Annotated in this window: 15 protein-coding genes; 9 read left to right on the top strand and 6 right to left on the bottom strand. The window is 70.3% G+C overall.

All coding sequences use genetic code 11. From position 1 onward, the window contains the following. Window positions 1-6: 6 nt before the first annotated feature. The 9 genes from FHX31_RS09450 to FHX31_RS09410 all read left to right on the top strand — a co-directional run bounded on the left by FHX31_RS09450 (window position 7) and on the right by FHX31_RS09410 (window position 9,273). Window positions 7-2,952, top strand: coding sequence for a molybdopterin dinucleotide binding domain-containing protein (locus FHX31_RS09450; protein ID WP_145752080.1), 2,946 nt, complete (start codon window positions 7-9; stop codon window positions 2,950-2,952). Continuing rightward, on the top strand, window positions 2,949-3,881 hold the full coding sequence (locus tag FHX31_RS09445; protein WP_145752078.1) for a molecular chaperone TorD family protein: 933 nt from the start codon (window positions 2,949-2,951) through the stop codon (window positions 3,879-3,881). Before FHX31_RS09450 ends, FHX31_RS09445 begins: the two co-directional genes overlap by 4 nt. A gap of 22 nt (window positions 3,882-3,903) precedes the next feature. After that, window positions 3,904-4,512, top strand: a complete 609-nt coding sequence (locus FHX31_RS09440) for a DsrE/DsrF/DrsH-like family protein (protein ID WP_145752076.1) — start codon at window positions 3,904-3,906, stop codon at window positions 4,510-4,512. 10 nt (window positions 4,513-4,522) lie between these two features. Next, a complete protein-coding gene (locus FHX31_RS09435; RefSeq protein ID WP_221488044.1) occupies window positions 4,523-4,771 on the top strand; it encodes a sulfurtransferase TusA family protein in 249 nt (82 codons plus the stop codon). A 319-nt stretch (window positions 4,772-5,090) separates the two neighbouring features. After that, complete coding sequence (locus tag FHX31_RS09430; RefSeq protein WP_145752161.1) at window positions 5,091-5,642, top strand: sulfite exporter TauE/SafE family protein; 552 nt, start codon at window positions 5,091-5,093, stop codon at window positions 5,640-5,642. Further along, complete coding sequence (locus FHX31_RS09425) at window positions 5,623-5,994, top strand: OsmC family protein (RefSeq protein ID WP_225319522.1); 372 nt, start codon at window positions 5,623-5,625, stop codon at window positions 5,992-5,994. Before FHX31_RS09430 ends, FHX31_RS09425 begins: the two co-directional genes overlap by 20 nt. Window positions 5,995-6,029: 35 nt before the next feature. Further along, window positions 6,030-7,775: an aminotransferase class V-fold PLP-dependent enzyme gene (locus tag FHX31_RS09420; RefSeq protein ID WP_145752072.1), complete on the top strand. Its 1,746-nt coding sequence runs from the start codon at window positions 6,030-6,032 to the stop codon at window positions 7,773-7,775. Between the two features lie 223 nt (window positions 7,776-7,998). Beyond that, window positions 7,999-8,388 carry a hypothetical protein gene (locus FHX31_RS09415; protein WP_145752069.1) on the top strand — a complete coding sequence of 130 codons (390 nt, stop codon included), beginning with the start codon at window positions 7,999-8,001 and terminating at the stop codon, window positions 8,386-8,388. A 222-nt stretch (window positions 8,389-8,610) separates the two neighbouring features. Continuing rightward, window positions 8,611-9,273, top strand: coding sequence for a class II aldolase/adducin family protein (locus FHX31_RS09410; protein ID WP_221488043.1), 663 nt, complete (start codon window positions 8,611-8,613; stop codon window positions 9,271-9,273). Window positions 9,274-9,324: 51 nt separating this feature from the next. Here FHX31_RS09410 and FHX31_RS09405 read toward each other — a convergent pair whose 3' ends face one another. From FHX31_RS09405 to FHX31_RS09380, 6 genes are all read right to left on the bottom strand, one after another. Continuing rightward, the gene (locus FHX31_RS09405; RefSeq protein WP_145752067.1) at window positions 9,325-10,077 is read right to left on the bottom strand and encodes a PIG-L deacetylase family protein; all 753 of its coding nucleotides are present in this window, start codon (window positions 10,075-10,077) and stop codon (window positions 9,325-9,327) included. A gap of 77 nt (window positions 10,078-10,154) precedes the next feature. Beyond that, entirely contained in the window at window positions 10,155-10,754 is a 600-nt protein-coding gene (locus tag FHX31_RS09400; RefSeq protein WP_145752065.1) for a class I SAM-dependent methyltransferase, read from the bottom strand. 97 nt (window positions 10,755-10,851) lie between these two features. Beyond that, window positions 10,852-11,829, bottom strand: coding sequence for a M56 family metallopeptidase (locus tag FHX31_RS09395; RefSeq protein ID WP_145752063.1), 978 nt, complete (start codon window positions 11,827-11,829; stop codon window positions 10,852-10,854). Further along, window positions 11,826-12,221: a BlaI/MecI/CopY family transcriptional regulator gene (locus tag FHX31_RS09390; RefSeq protein WP_145752061.1), complete on the bottom strand. Its 396-nt coding sequence runs from the start codon at window positions 12,219-12,221 to the stop codon at window positions 11,826-11,828. Before FHX31_RS09390 ends, FHX31_RS09395 begins: the two co-directional genes overlap by 4 nt. Further along, a complete protein-coding gene (locus tag FHX31_RS09385; protein ID WP_184975730.1) occupies window positions 12,218-13,591 on the bottom strand; it encodes a cytochrome c biogenesis CcdA family protein in 1,374 nt (457 codons plus the stop codon). The genes FHX31_RS09390 and FHX31_RS09385 overlap by 4 nt, the downstream gene beginning before the upstream one ends. Beyond that, a complete protein-coding gene (locus FHX31_RS09380) occupies window positions 13,588-14,337 on the bottom strand; it encodes a DsbA family protein (protein ID WP_145752059.1) in 750 nt (249 codons plus the stop codon). The genes FHX31_RS09385 and FHX31_RS09380 overlap by 4 nt, the downstream gene beginning before the upstream one ends. Window positions 14,338-14,460: the final 123 nt, after the last annotated feature.

Raw genomic sequence — 14,460 nt, 5'->3', positions numbered from 1 at the left:
ACCGCAATGACACGAGTTGACGACATCGCCGGCCGGGTCAGCGCGGCCCGGGCCGAGGCCGACGCCCGAGGCGAGACGTTCTACCCGGGGCCGAGCCGGGTCCACCTGGCCGCGTTCCCTCCGAAGGAGCGTTGGGACGACTGGGTGGAGCTGGAGTCCCGGGACTGGCCGAAGCGGACCGAGCGGCACTACCTGCTGGTGCCGACCACCTGCTTCAACTGCGAGTCCGCCTGCGGCCTGCTGGCTTACGTGGACCGGGACACCGCCCAGGTCCGCAAGTTCGAGGGCAACCCCGAGCATCCCGGATCGCGTGGGCGCAACTGCGCCAAGGGCCCGGCCACCATTAACCAGGTCACCGACCCCGACCGGATCCTGCAACCGCTCAAGCGGGTCGGCGCGCGCGGTGAGGGACGGTGGGCGCCGGTCAGCTGGGACGTTGCGCTCGACGACATCGCCTCCCGGATCCGCACCGCCGTCGTGGAGGACCGGCGCAACGAGATCATGTACCACGTCGGACGGCCCGGCGAGGACGGCTTCACCGAGCGGGTGCTGGCCAGCTGGGGCGTGGACGGGCACAACTCGCACACCAACGTCTGCTCCAGTGGCGCGCGGGCCGGATACCACTTCTGGACCGGCATCGACCGGCCCAGCCCGGACCACGCCAACGCCGACGTCATCCTGCTGGTCAGCTCCCACCTGGAGGCGGGACACTACTTCAACCCGCACGCGCAGCGGGTGATGGAGGCGAAGCAACGTGGTGCCAAGCTGATCGTCTTCGACACCCGGTTGTCCAACACCGCCACCCACGCGGACCACTGGCTCTCCCCGTACCCCGGTTCGGAGCCGGCCATCCTGCTGGCCGTCGCGTCGTACCTGCTGCGCAACGGGCTGCATGACCGGGAGTTCATGCGCCGCTGGTGGAACTGGGCCGAGTACCTGGCCGCCGAGCATCCCGAGCGGGCGCCCGTGTTCGAGGAGTTCGAGGAGGTGCTGCGCGAGCTCTACGCGCCGTACACGTTCGAGTTCGCCGCCGCCGAGTCCGGCGTCGACGCCGCGACCATCGAACGAGTGGCCGAGCTGGTCGGCGGCGCCGGTACCCGGCTGTCCACCCACACCTGGCGTTCGGCGAGCGCCGGCAACCTGCACGGATGGCAGGTCTCCCGCACCCTGTTCCTGCTCAACGCGATGCTGGGGGCAGTCGCGACGCCGGGCGGCACCCACCCGAACGCGTGGAACAAGTTCGTGCCGCGGCCCATCCACACCCCGCCGCACCCCGGCACCTGGAACGACCTGACCTGGCCGCTGGAGTACCCCCTCGCCCTCAACGAGCTGTCCTTCCTCCTCCCGCACTTCCTGAAGGAAGGCCGAGGGAAGCTCGACGTCTACTTCACCCGCGTCTACAACCCGGTCTGGACCAACCCGGACGGGCTGAGCTGGATGGAGGTTCTCACCGACGAGTCCATGGTCGGACTGCACGTCGCGCTCACGCCGACGTGGAGCGAGACGGCTTTCCTCGCCGACTACGTCCTGCCGATGGGGCTCGGCCCCGAACGGCACGACCTGCACTCCTACGAGCAGTACGACGGGCAGTGGATCGGCTTCCGCCAGCCGGTGCTGCGCGCCGCGCGGGAGCGGCTGGGCGAGCAGGTCGGCGACACCCGCGAGGTCAACCCAGGACAGGTGTGGGAGGAGAACGAGTTCTGGATCGAACTCTCCTGGCGCATCGATCCGGACGGCAGCCTGGGCATCCGGCAGTACCACGAGTCGAAGGAGCAGCCGGGTACGAAGCTGTCGGTCGACGAGTACTACGGCTGGATCTTCGAGAACTCGGTACCCGGCCTGCCGGAGAAGGCCGCCGCCGAAGGGCTGACCCCGCTGGCGTACATGCGCCGGTACGGCGCGTTCGAGGTGCGCAAGGGAATCGGCCCGATCTACGAGGAGCCCGTCCCCGACGACCAGCTCGTCGACGTCGGCGAGGACAACTTCGGCCGGGTCTACACCCGCGCCCCGGCGCCGACCTCCCCCAACATCGTGCCGATGGCCGCCCCGGAACCCGACGACCAGGGCCGCCGGCCGGTCGGCGTCCGCATCGACGGCGCGGTCCGCCGCGGCTTCCCCACCCCCAGCGGCAGGCTGGAGTTCTACTCCCGCACCCTCGCCGACTGGGGTTGGCGGGACCAGGCCGTCCCCCGGTACGAGCGCAGTCACGTGCACCCCGAGGCGATGGCACCCGACCAGCTCGTGCTGATCTCCACCTTCCGCCTCCCGACGCAGATCCACACCCGCGGCGGAAACGCCAAGTGGCTCGACGAGCTCGCGCACACCAACCCGCTCTGGATCCACCCGCGCGATGCCACCCGGATCGACGTCGGCAACGGAGACCTGGTGACCGTGGAGACGGAGATCGGCTGCTACGTGGTGAAGGCCTGGGTCACCGAGGGCATCCGGCCCGGGGTCGTGGCCTGCAGCCACCACATGGGCCGGTGGAAGCTCGCCGCGCAGGGTGAGAACAGCCAGCGGCAGATGATGGCGACCGTCGACCTGGCCCGGGACGACGGCCGGTGGCGGATGACGCGGCTGGCCGGGGTGTCGCCGTATCAGTCCAGTGATCCGGACACCGCCCGGATCTGGTGGAGCGACGTCGGCGTGCACCAGAATCTCACCTTCCCGGTGCACCCGGACCCGATCTCCGGGCAGCACTGCTGGCATCAGGCGGTACGGGTGCGCAAGGCCACGCCCGCCGAGGCGTACGGGGACATCGTCGTGGACACTGCCAAGGCCCACGAGGTCTACCGACGGTGGCTGGAGCTGGCCCGGCCGGCCCATCGGCACTCGCCGGACGGCACCCGGCGGCCGTACTGGCTGATGCGGCCGCTGAAGCCGGCCAAGCCCATCTTCAACCTCCCCGCAGAGGATGGCTCCCCGGTCCGAGAGGGGGAAGCGCTCCGATGACCACGCTGCCGCTGGCCGGGTTCGCGCCCGGACGCACCCGGAACCGGGCGGAGCTGTTCCGAGCGCTGGGGGCGCTGGCCGAGGCGCCCGGCGAAGCTCAGCTGCGCCTGGCCGACCTGCTCAGGCTGCCCCGGCCCAGCGGCGAGCAGTGGACCGAGGCATTCGTGGTGCAGTTGGTGCCGCACGCCTCCGTCTACCTCGGCGCGGAAGGCATGCTCGGCGGTGAGGCCGCCGACCGGGTCGCGGGCTTCTGGCGGGCGCTGCGGCTGCCGGTACCGTCCGACGCCGACCACGTCGCCGCCCTGCTCGGGCTCTACGCGGCGCTGGCCGACGCGGAGTGCGACGAGCCGGCCGGCCCGCGGCGGACGATGCGCCGCCAGGCCCGGGTCGCGCTGTTCCACGAACACCTCGCGAGCTGGCTCCCGGCGTACGCGCGTGCGATGGCGGACAGCGGCCCCGCACCGTACGCGCAGTGGGCGCGGTTGCTGCACGACGCCCTGCTGGCGGAGGCCGCCGAGATCGGTCTGCCCGACCGCCCACCGGCGCACCTGCGTGACGTGGCGCCGCTCGGCGACGGCGGCGGCCTTGACGGCCTGCTGACGGGTCTGCTCACGCCGGCCCGCAGCGGCGTCATCATCACCCGCGCCCATCTGGCGACGGTGGCCCGCGGTACCGGCTTGGGCCTGCGGCTGGGTGACCGGCGACGGGTGCTGCGGGCGCTGCTCGAGCAGGATCCCGCTGTGACGCTGGCGGCCCTGGCCGAGCAGGCGCGCGAATGGTGGGCGCGGCACCGTGCCGACGAGCCGGTCGTCGGACCGGCAGCCCGGCACTGGGCAGAACGTGCGGCGATCACGGCGGATGTGCTGACGGCCGCCCAGCGAGAGGCACACATGATCGCAGAGAAGTTCAGTCACGACGATCGCCTGTAACGGCAGGAGATGGAGGAACGAGATGACCTCCGAGCTTCACACACAGGTTCCGGCAGACGCTCCGGATGGGTCCCCGCCGGGAACCAAGTTCGGGCTGACTGAGGAGGATGTCCGCAGCATCGTCCGCGACGAGATCAAGCGGGCGTGGGCAAAGAACCCGGCTTCCCGCCGCGCGGCCCTGGTCGCCTCCAAGGGGACACTTGACTGGGCGTACCCGCCACTCATCCTGAGCACCGCGGCGGCCGCCGCCGGCCTGCAGACGTCGGTGTTCTTCACCTTCTACGGCCTGAACATCATTCACAAGGACGCCGAGCGCAAGCTCCTGGTCGACCCGGTGGGCAACCCCGCCATGCCGATGCCGGTGCCAATGCCTGACGTGCTGACCGCGATGCCGGGCATGAAGGCGCTCTCGACCAGGATGATGAAGTCGAAGTTCGCGAAGAACAACGTGGCGAGCATCCGGACCCTGCTCGACGAGGCACGCGAACTCGGGGTACGGCTCATCGGCTGCCAGATGACCATCGACGTGTTCGGGTACACCCACGACGACTTCGTGGACGGTGTGGAATTCGCCGGCGCGGCCGCGTTCATGTCCGAGGCCCGCAAGTCCCACGTGACCATGTTCATCTAGGAGGAGACGCATGACTATCGACATCCACGTCGACGAGGTCGTCGACGCCCGTGACCTGATGTGTCCGATGCCCGTGCTCGCCGCCACTAAGGCCATGCGGCGGCTGGGCCCGACCCAGGTGATCAAGGTGCTGGCCACGGACAAGGGTGCGTTGTCCGACATTCCGGCCTGGGCTGAGGACAATGGCTACGAGCTGCTCTCCAGTGGCATCGAGGAGGGCATCCTGGTCTTCTTCATTCGCAAAACCGAGGAGTCGTGATCAAAGCCGGACAGGTAAACGCCCTGGCGCCGAAGCATTCCACCCGGCTTGGACCCGGGACGAGCCGAGCAGACCCCCGCCCGGCCCGCCAGCGCCTGCGCGCGCCGTCAAAGTCAAACTGACTTGGCGCAACGGACGGCGGCACGCTCCCCCGCGCCGACGACGAGCCCTTCGGCCTCGGCACCGGGTTGGAAGAGCTGATCACCCATGGCACCGGGCGAGAGTGGCCACCCACGGCGAAGCCCCCACCCTGCACTACAGCGGCCCGCCGGTCCTGGCCTTTGCAGTGCACTGTCGGCGAGGTGCGGCGTAGGCAACTCTGGCCAGCGGCGGTAATTTCCTCCTCGCCCCGCTCTACCTGCTGATCCTCCGCTTGCCGATCAAACGGGCGCTCGCGACCTCGCTGGCGGTCTCCGCCGCCCTGGCGTTGCCCGGCACTGTCACCCACTGGGCACTGGGTCGCGTCGACCGGCGGGTTGTCGCAACATACACCGTGATGGCTGTGCCCGCCGCCTACCTCCGCGCTCGCCTGGCCATCCGCTCCAACCCGGCTGGCTCACCCGCATGTACGGGGTTGCCCCCGCCCGGCTCGCGTCAGGGCTACTTCTCTTCGGCCGCTGATGATTCCTGCCACATGCCGCCAGCAGCCGACGACTACGCGAGGATCACCTTGAGTGACCGGAGCCGTAACGGCAGGGCACAAGGTCCTGTTGTCGGATCCAGGTGGATCTACCAATCGGGCCCGGCGCCGGTGTTGGCTGAACGAGCACCACATCGAGGGGAGCGGTCCGATGGGCCAGCTGAACGTGCAGGCCGTGGGCGGGGATGCCGGGACGGTGGATGTCCGCTTCGTGACTGGGGAATCCTATGAGTTCGCGGTACGGGGACACCGGATGCTGGTGGACCAGCCGCCCGAGGCGGGGGGTGAGGACGAGGCGCCGACGCCCACGGAGTTGTTCGTCGCGTCGCTGGCGACCTGCGTTGCCTTCTACGCCGGCCGGTACCTGACCCGGCACGGCTTGAGCCGCGACGGTCTGGGCGTCGCTGTCAGCTACCGGATGGCCGCTGACCGCCCGGCCCGGGTGGCCGAGGTCCGGCTCTCCCTTCGGGTGCCCGAGGATCTCCCGGAGGCGCGCAGGCCTGCCCTGCTGGCCGTGGCCTCGCACTGCACCGTGCACAACACTCTGACCTCGCCGCCGACGGTCACCATCGACCTGCTCTGACAGCGAGGCGCCTCGCAGGGACAGGAGGGTAGGACGTGGGCGTAACCGGCGATGCGACGGCGGCCAGCCGTAATGATGAGCTGCTGGCGCGGATCCGCGACGGCATCATCGGTGAGGGCGAGGTGCTGGACTGCCCCTACGGGCCCCGGCGGATCACCTACGCCGACTACACCGCGTCGGGCCGGTCGCTCGATTTCATCGAGGACGCCATCAGGGAGTGGGTGCTGCCGCGCTACGCCAACACCCACACCGAGAGTTCCGGCACGGGCCTGGCGACCGGACGGCTACGCGAGGATGCCCGGCAGATCATCCACGACGCCGTGGGCGGGACGGACGAGCACGTGGTGATCTTCTGCGGTTCGGGTGCCACCGCCGCCGTCAACAAGCTGATCGGAATCCTGGAGCTACGGCTGCCCGACGCACCGTCGCGTCGCTACGACCTTCAGCGTCACATTCCGGCTGAGCAGCGGCCGGTGGTGTTCGTCGGTCCGTACGAACACCACTCGAACGAATTGCCGTGGCGGGAGACGTACGCCGACGTGGTGGTCATCGGCGCGGACGCCGACGGGCACATCGACCAGGCGGAGCTCGCCGTGCAGCTGGCCCGTTACGCGGACCGGCCGTTGCGGATCGGCAGCTTCTCGGCGGCCTCCAACGTCACCGGCATCCTGTCCGACGCCGACGCGCTCGCCGCACTGCTGCACGCCCACGGGGCGCTGTCGTTCTGGGACTACGCGGCGGCCGGCCCGTACGTGCCGATCCGGATGGGTGAGTCGAAGCCGGGGGCCGGGGACAGCAAGGACGCCGTGTTCCTGTCCCCGCACAAGTTCGTCGGCGGCCCGCAGACACCCGGCGTCCTGGTGGTGCGCCGGGATCTCATCCGGAACCGGGTACCCACGGCCCCCGGCGGCGGCACGGTGGCCTTCGTCGACCCCGTCAGTCACCGCTATCTCGACGACCCGGTCGCGCGAGAGGAGGGCGGCACCCCGGCGATCGTCGAATCGATCCGAGCCGGACTGGTGTTCGCCCTCAAGCAGGCCGTCAGCACCGATGTCATCCAGGCCCGCGAGGAGCGGTTGTGGTCGAGGGCGCTGCACCGCTGGTCCGACAACCCGGCGATCGAGGTGCTGGGGAACCCCGAGGCCCGTCGCCTGTCCATCGTGTCACTTCGGCTCCGCCACGGAGCCCGCTACCTGCACCACAACTTCGTCGTCGCGCTGCTCAACGACCTGTTCGGTATCCAGACCCGCGGTGGCTGCTCCTGCGCGGGACCGTACGGACATCGTCTCCTGGCAATCGACACTGAGCGCTCGCACGCCTTCCGTGACGAGATCGGCCTCGGCTGCGAGGGGATCAAGCCCGGCTGGACCCGGATCAACTTCAACTACTTCATCTCGGACACGGTTGCCGACTACCTCATCGACGCAGTCGACCTCGTCGCCCGGTACGGGCACCGGCTGCTGAGCGACTACCGCTTCGACCCCCGCACCGGGCTGTGGCGCCACTACGAAGGTCCTCCTCGACCGCCGCTGCGCCTAGCCGACCTGAACTACCTGTTCGGCGGCGGGCCGACGCGCCCGGGCCGGATAGAGAGGGCCGGCGAGGACGCCCTGACCGGCTACCTGCGCGAGGCACGGGACATCTTCCGCACCCGCAAAGATAGTCTTGATGAGGGAGTGACCGGCCTACCGGACGACTTCGAGGCGCTGCGCTGGTTCCACCTGCCCCCGGCATGTCTCGGGCCGGTCGACCGGGTCCGGGCGAACAGCGGCCGACCGTAACGACCGGCCCGGCCGACCACGCCGCACCCTGTGAACGCCGCGCGCGGCGACGATCTGCAGGTTCGCGGACCGAGGCGATGTCCCGTCCGACGTGCTTGGCGGCGGAGCAACTGATCGATGTCTCTCAACCTCTGTGAGTTGCCTAACCGAGATCCCCTATGTCGGCCCGCCCCGGCTACGGTTGGAACATACCCCCGGGGGTATCCGACAGGAGGTTTTCCGAATGATCAAGAAGATGATGGTTCTGCTGGCTGCGACCCTGGTGGCGCTCGCGGTGGGTGTGGCGCGCCCAAGTGTCGCATCGGCAGCCCCGGCCGGCACAGATGTGGTCGTCTACGTGGGCCAGCTCGGAGCGAGCACGTACGAGCAGACCCTCAACGGCGTCCTCTACACGGAGGACCAGATCGGCAGCATGGCCGATCGAATTCTCTGGACCGAAGAGCAGATCGGCATCATGGCCGACCGCATCGTCTACGTGACCGAGGTGTCGCAGGACAACACCGTCAAGGTGATCTACATGGTCACGGCCCTGTGGGCCACCGGCACCCAGGATGGCGGCTACCTCTACCAGGTCGCCCTGATGCCGGTCGCCATGCTGCCCGCCGGCTGGTGAACCCAGTTCGTCGCCGACCTGTGAAGGCCGGGACCGTCGTCGGCACGGGCGTACCAGCTCGACGCTGGCGCCGGCTCCCGGCCTTTTGAGCGACCTGCCTGGTCCGCATCCGCGGTAGGCAAGCCGGAGGTTGAGTGCCCGCGCACCTGCGGTTGCAGGGTGTGAAAAGTGCCGGGACGGGTATCTCGCCGGCCGATCTCAGCCCGATGGACGGGGGATGACGTGGCCACTGCCTCGCCCGACGAACTGCGCACGCAGCTGGTCGATGCGGTGCGCGAACTGTTCACAGCCGGGGTGATGTCCCACTCCGGCCACGCCAACGTCAGTGCGCGAGCCGACGTCGACACGATGGTCATCAGCAACACGGGACGCGTCCGCCAGCTGGGGGCCGACCAGTTCGCCATCGTCCGGCTTGACGGCGAGGTGGTCGAGGGCGACATCACGCCCGAGAACATGGAGATCGTGTCCATGCACACGCGGGTCTACCAGACCCGTGGTGACATCGGAGCGATCATCCATACGCACTCCCCGGCGGTCACCGGCTTCGCGCTGGCCAGCCGACCCCTGCCGTGCCGATACGAAGCCCTGCTCAGATTCGGGCAGGCCGAGGACGTCCCGGTCGTCCCCTGGGCTCCCCGGGGCACCGCCGAATCGGTGGAAGGCATCGTGCGGACCCTGCAGTCGCACCCCCTTACCTCGGCAGTGATCCTCGCCAACCACGGCCTGCTCGCCTTCGGCGTCCGTCCGATGGACGCCGCCCATCTCGTCGAGGCGCTGGAAGAGGCGGCCCGCGCCGAACTCGAGGCCACCGAGCTCGGCGGTGCGGTGGACTTCCCCGAAGGCGCGCTCGACGCCGTCCGCGCCGGTATTCGACGGGCCCTCTGACCCGTCCGGGCGAGGCCCGGCCCGCACGACCGGTATCGAGGCTGACCGGGTCTATGGGGTGACGACCGGCGGTCGGACGTGTCCGGATTCCCTGCCCCGTGTCGTGGGCGTCCGTCCCGACGGGTGGATCGATCGCAGGTACTCACGGTCGCCGAGCAGTTCCAACCGTCGGCGGAGCACGGGATTGTCGGCCGACTGGCTGCGGTGGCGGGCGATGGCGACCGCCTGGAGCTCACGGCTAACGAAGAGCGTCGCGTCCAGTTCGGCCGGGTCGCGTCCGACAAAGGCCGTACCGAGTTCGGCGTTGAGCTGCTCCGTGGTCGATCGGGGCAGGGCCCAGGCCAGCACCGGCAGTCCGGCCGTGCCAGCGGCGAGCAGGGCGGCCCGGGTGGCGTGGTGGTGGTCAGGGTGGCCGGTAACCCCGCCGAGGTCGAATGCCAGCAGGTGGCTGGGGCGCTCCTCGCCGATGAGTCGCAGGACGTGCGCGGCCAGCTCATCGACGGGTACGCCGGCCAGGTTGCCGTCGGGGTAGTCGTGCAGCTCGACCCGGGACAGGCCGAGTGCCGCCCCCGCTTCCGTCAGCTCCTGGGACCGGACCACTGCCAGCTCCCCTGGGCGGCCGTGCAGGGTGGAGGCCTCGCCGTGGGTGAAGCAGAGGACGCTCGCCCGGGCGCCCTGGGAGATCAGCTCCGCCAATACGGCACCGAGGCCGAAGGACTCGTCGTCGGGGTGGGCGACCACAGCCAACACGCCGGTGACCTGCCACGGGAGTGTCGGCTGGGTATGGGTGATCGGGAGAGTCATAGCAGTCACTTCCTCACGGACTACTATACCCCCCAGGTATGCGACATATGCCCTCGCCGCTTCCCCCGCAGCTGTCGTCAGGAGCGTTCGGCGACCACCACCGTGTCCAGCGCGTCGACGGTCCGGCCCTGCACAGTCACCGGTCGGTGAGCGGTCTGGGCCCGGCGGATCCGCAGCCCTTGCAGCTCTTTCGCCACCGACTCACGGGTGAGCAGGACGTCGGGGTCCTGCGGCCCGCCCGTGCCGCCGGAGAGGTTGGCGAGGTCGTGGCCGACCACGAGGACAATGCCGCCGGCTCGCACGGCGTCCCGGGCATGGGACAGCACGACTGCGATCTCGGCGGCGGGCAGGTGCAGGTATGCGATCAGCACCAGATCGAAACCGTCGGCCGGCGGCGTGTACGTGGTGACGTCGGCGACGTGCCAGTCGACGGTGACGTTTCGCTGGCGGGCCAGTTCCCGGCCCCGCTCGATGGCCACCGGGGAAAAGTCGACCGCCGTGACCTCCCAACCCTGCTGGGCCAGCCACACCGCGTTGCGTCCCTCGCCGGCGGCGAGGTCGATGGCTCTGCCGGGGGACAGACCGGCGACCTCCTCCACGACGAAGCGGTTCGGTTCGGCGGTCCACACGAGTTCCGGGGCGCTCGCGTACCGCTCGTCCCAGGCTCTGCTGTCCACGGTCGTGCTCCTCTCCACAGGATGCGAACGATGGTTCCCGGCGCCCTCATCCTCGCGCCGGTTCCCGGCTGGTGGGGGTCGGTTGGGCTCGGATTCGTCACCCGCCGGCCGGACGGGCGGCGGCCGGACCCGCTGCCGAAGGTGGGGAACCAGCGGAGCAGCTGGCACCCTGGACGAGCAGGCCCGCGGATGCCACCGCGACGGCGGGTGGTCCGGTCATGAGCAGTCCGATGGCGCTGACGGCGACGAGGCGATGCAGGATGCGGGGTCGGGCCGGTGGTGCGAGCATCCGGCGTACCCGGTCGACGGCGCCTGCCGCGGCGCCGAGAGCGTGCTGGGGAGTGCGGTCGGCGAGCCGGACGATGGCGGTGGCGACAGCCTGCCGCCCGTGGCGCTTGCTGGCCCGGTCGTCGGCCAGGTGCTCCACCAGCCGTCTGATCTCCGTCTCGGCCGCGGCGGCCATGGGCAGTCCGGGCAGAGCGCGGTGGAACGCGACGGCGAGGGCGACGAGGAGGTGGTGCCGGCCTCGGAGGTGTGCCCGCTCGTGCCCCAGTACGGCTGCGAGCTCGTCGGCGGTGAGGGTGTCGATCGCGGCGCTGGTGACGATGACATTGCCCGGGCGGCCGGGCAGGCAGTAGACCGCGGCGGTGGCATGGTCCACGAGGGTCCACTCGTCGCCGGCGTCCTGCCGGGCCAGCGGCAGCAGCGCGGCGAGGTGGCGACGACGCCAGCGGCGCGCACGGATGAACGTCACGATCAGACTGATCAGGAGGCGGGCGACGAGGGCCGCAGTGGCCAGCAGTCCGATGACGGCGAGAGTCTCGTTCGGGGCTCCCAGGCCCGCCAACGCACGGGTGCACGCCGCCACGATGCCCTCCAGACCAGCGGCGAGGGCAGCCGGCGGTACGGCGACGAGCAGCCCGGCGGTGAGGACGGCGACGGTGACGGACAGTTCCGCGCCGAGCCACAGCCCAACCGTGAGCCGCGGCAGGGAGGTCGTCCATCGTCCGGTCAGGGCAGGACGGGCGAGGACCGCCACCGCGGCCGCCCAGGCCAGCAGTACCAGGCTGGTCACGGGCTCGACTTTCCGCGCTGGTCCAGTAGCTCGCGCAGCGCCGCCGCCTCCTCGGGAGCCATGGCGTCGACGAACCGGGCCAGTGCCGCATGCTGGTCGGCGGCCGAGGAGAGCGCCTCGGCCATGAGCTGTCCGACGTGCTCCTCCCGGCTGGCCTTCGGGCGGTACCGGTACGCCCGGCCGGCGAGGTCGCGCTCCGCCCAGCCCTTGCGATGCAGGTTGTCCAGGACCGTCATCACCGTGGTGTAGGCGAGGTCGCGGTCCGCCATCGCGTCGACCATCTGCCGCACCGTGAGCGGCCCGGCCGCTTCCCACAACGCGTTCATCACCGCGGATTCCAGCGGACCCAGCGGGCGGTCGTTGCCGGGGTCCTTCCTTCGGAGTCGGCTCACCGGTGGACCGTACCGTCGGCGGTGAGCGGTTCCGACGCGGCCGGAGCCGGACAGGCCCGTTCGCCGGCGAGCCGACGCCGCAGTGCCCAGGCGAGCAGGACGATCGAGCCCGCGGCGAGTACGGGCTGCGCCGGAGCGAACCAGCTCATCGCGCCGCTGTAGCCGAGCGCGATCAGGACGATCTTGTTGCAGACGGGGCAACCGACGGCGAACAGGGACAGGGTCGCCCCGGTCACGCCGGTCCGCGACTCGCTGCGGCCCGCCGCCTTGTCGCCGGTTCCGGCGACGGGCGCGACGTAGGTCGCCAGGAGCAGTCCGGACAGCGCCGCGGTCACCACCAGCACCGGCCACGCCCACCAGGTGACGGCCATGTCGCGGCTGAAGTAGGGGGTGTCGATCAGGTCGGTGGGAACCGCGATCACCACCGTGGTTCCCACGGCGCCGGCGACCGCCGCCATCCACCGCCGAGCCGGCCACTCCGAGGGGCCGGTCGTGAGGTTCACTCCGGCCACGTCCGTGGCGGACGGCAGCGGGGCGCCAGCCGTTTCCGGGGTCGCGGAACGACGCCAGCGCAGCACCAGGACGGTGACCGCGGCCAACCCCGCGACGAGGAGGACCAGTTCGTCCGGTACGTCGCCAAGCGTTCCCGTCACCCACTCCTGCGCGGCGCCCTCGACGTCGGTCAGGCCGAAGCCGCCGGCTAGGCCTGCCGTGCCGTCGAAGACCAGGAAGAGCACGCCTAGGGCGACGAAGAGCAGGCCGGAGACGGTTGACGTGGTGTGCAGGTGCAGCCGACCCACAGAGAACTGTCGGCCCCGCAGCCACCGACGCTCGCCGATGCGCCACCGGTCCCAGACCAGGGCGAGCAGCAGCAGGGGCACCGTCATGCCCAGGGCGTAGACAGCCAGCAGGGCACCACCGGCCGCCGGCTGCTCGGAGGTCGCGGCGACCGTCAGGATCCCGCCCAGGATCGGACCGGAGCAGAAGCCGGCCAGCCCGTAGACCGCGCCGAGGGCGAACACCGATAGCGGGGAGTCCCCGGTGATCCGCCCCATCAACCGTTGCGCCGGCCCGAAGGCGAACCCCTTGCCGGCCAGCTGCATGACGCCCAGCGCGATGATCGACCAGCCCGCGACCAGGATCAGCGTGTCGCGGTGCTGAAAGAATGCACCGGCCACGACCGAGGACCCGGCACCGAGCGGTACCAGGACGGCGGCGAGGCCGAGGTAGAAGACGGCAGTGCGGGCAAGCAACTGGCGCGGGTTCTGGAAGGCATACGCGAAGAAGGCGGGCAGCAACATCGCGCTGCACGGGCTGAGCAGGGCGAGAACCCCCCCGAGCAGGGCGGCGAGGTAGCCGATCTCACTCACTTCGCATCCAGCTGCTTGTCGATGGCCTGCTTGAACGCCTTGTACGGCTGCGCGCCGATGATCGGCGTGTCTCCCACCAGGAACGCCGGGGTGCCGGTGATGCCCATCGAGGTCGCCTCCTGCTGATCGCGCAGGACGGCCGCCTCAGTAGCGGCGGAGGCGCGGTCGGTGTCGAACCTGGCGAGGTCCAGCCCGATGCTCTTGGCGATGTCGCGCAGCGCGCCCTCGTCCAGGGAACCGCTGTTCACCCGGCGCTCCTTCGCGTACACGGCGTTGTGGAACTCCCAAAACTTCCCCTGAGCGGCGGCGGCCCGCCCCGCGGCCGCCGCGTCGTCCGACTCGGCACCGAGGTAGGGCAGATCACGCCATTCGATGCGAACCAGCCCCTTGTCGACGTACTCCTGGACCAGCTTCGGCTCGGTCTCACGGGCGTGCCGCCCGCAGAAGGGACACTGGAAATCGGCGTACTCGATGATCACGACAGGCGCCTCGGGCTTCCCGAGCGCGAGCGGGTCGTTGGCCGCCCGCCGGGCCAGGCTGGCAAAGGGATTCTCTGTCTGGCCACCGGCCGCTCCTCCAGCGGCGGTCCCGGCGGCCGGCTCCGCCGGCTTGTCGGCGGGCCGGGCGAGGATCGCCAGGACGGCGACGATCGCGATAACGACAACCGGGCCCAGCCAGCCAGCCGCCCGACGGATCGGGGGCGTACGCCTGGCGCTCTTGCGCGTCGGCTTCGTCGGGCGTTGCATGTCTCCTCCAGCTGTCATCGGATCTACTATCTGCCTTAGTACTATCCACCTTAGTACTAGGTCTGCTAGTAGAGCAGGCGAGGGGCGCCCGGATCTACCGGGCGCCCCTCGTGTGCCAGGAGC

This window comes from Micromonospora sp. CNZ286 (assembly GCF_014207755.1).
This window is presented reverse-complemented; position numbering and strand designations above follow the sequence as displayed.

Bases quoted from the DNA above. Each gene is read 5' to 3' on its own strand.
- FHX31_RS09450 (WP_145752080.1), top strand. From the start codon at position 7: ATGACACGAGTTGACGACATCGCCGGCCGGGTCAGCGCGGCCCGGGCC.
- FHX31_RS09445 (WP_145752078.1), top strand. From the start codon at position 2,949: ATGACCACGCTGCCGCTGGCCGGGTTCGCGCCCGGACGCACCCGGAAC.
- FHX31_RS09440 (WP_145752076.1), top strand. From the start codon at position 3,904: ATGACCTCCGAGCTTCACACACAGGTTCCGGCAGACGCTCCGGATGGG.
- FHX31_RS09435 (WP_221488044.1), top strand. From the start codon at position 4,523: ATGACTATCGACATCCACGTCGACGAGGTCGTCGACGCCCGTGACCTG.
- FHX31_RS09415 (WP_145752069.1), top strand. From the start codon at position 7,999: ATGATCAAGAAGATGATGGTTCTGCTGGCTGCGACCCTGGTGGCGCTC.
- FHX31_RS09405 (WP_145752067.1), bottom strand. From the start codon at position 10,077: ATGACTCTCCCGATCACCCATACCCAGCCGACACTCCCGTGGCAGGTC.
- FHX31_RS09380 (WP_145752059.1), bottom strand. From the start codon at position 14,337: ATGCAACGCCCGACGAAGCCGACGCGCAAGAGCGCCAGGCGTACGCCC.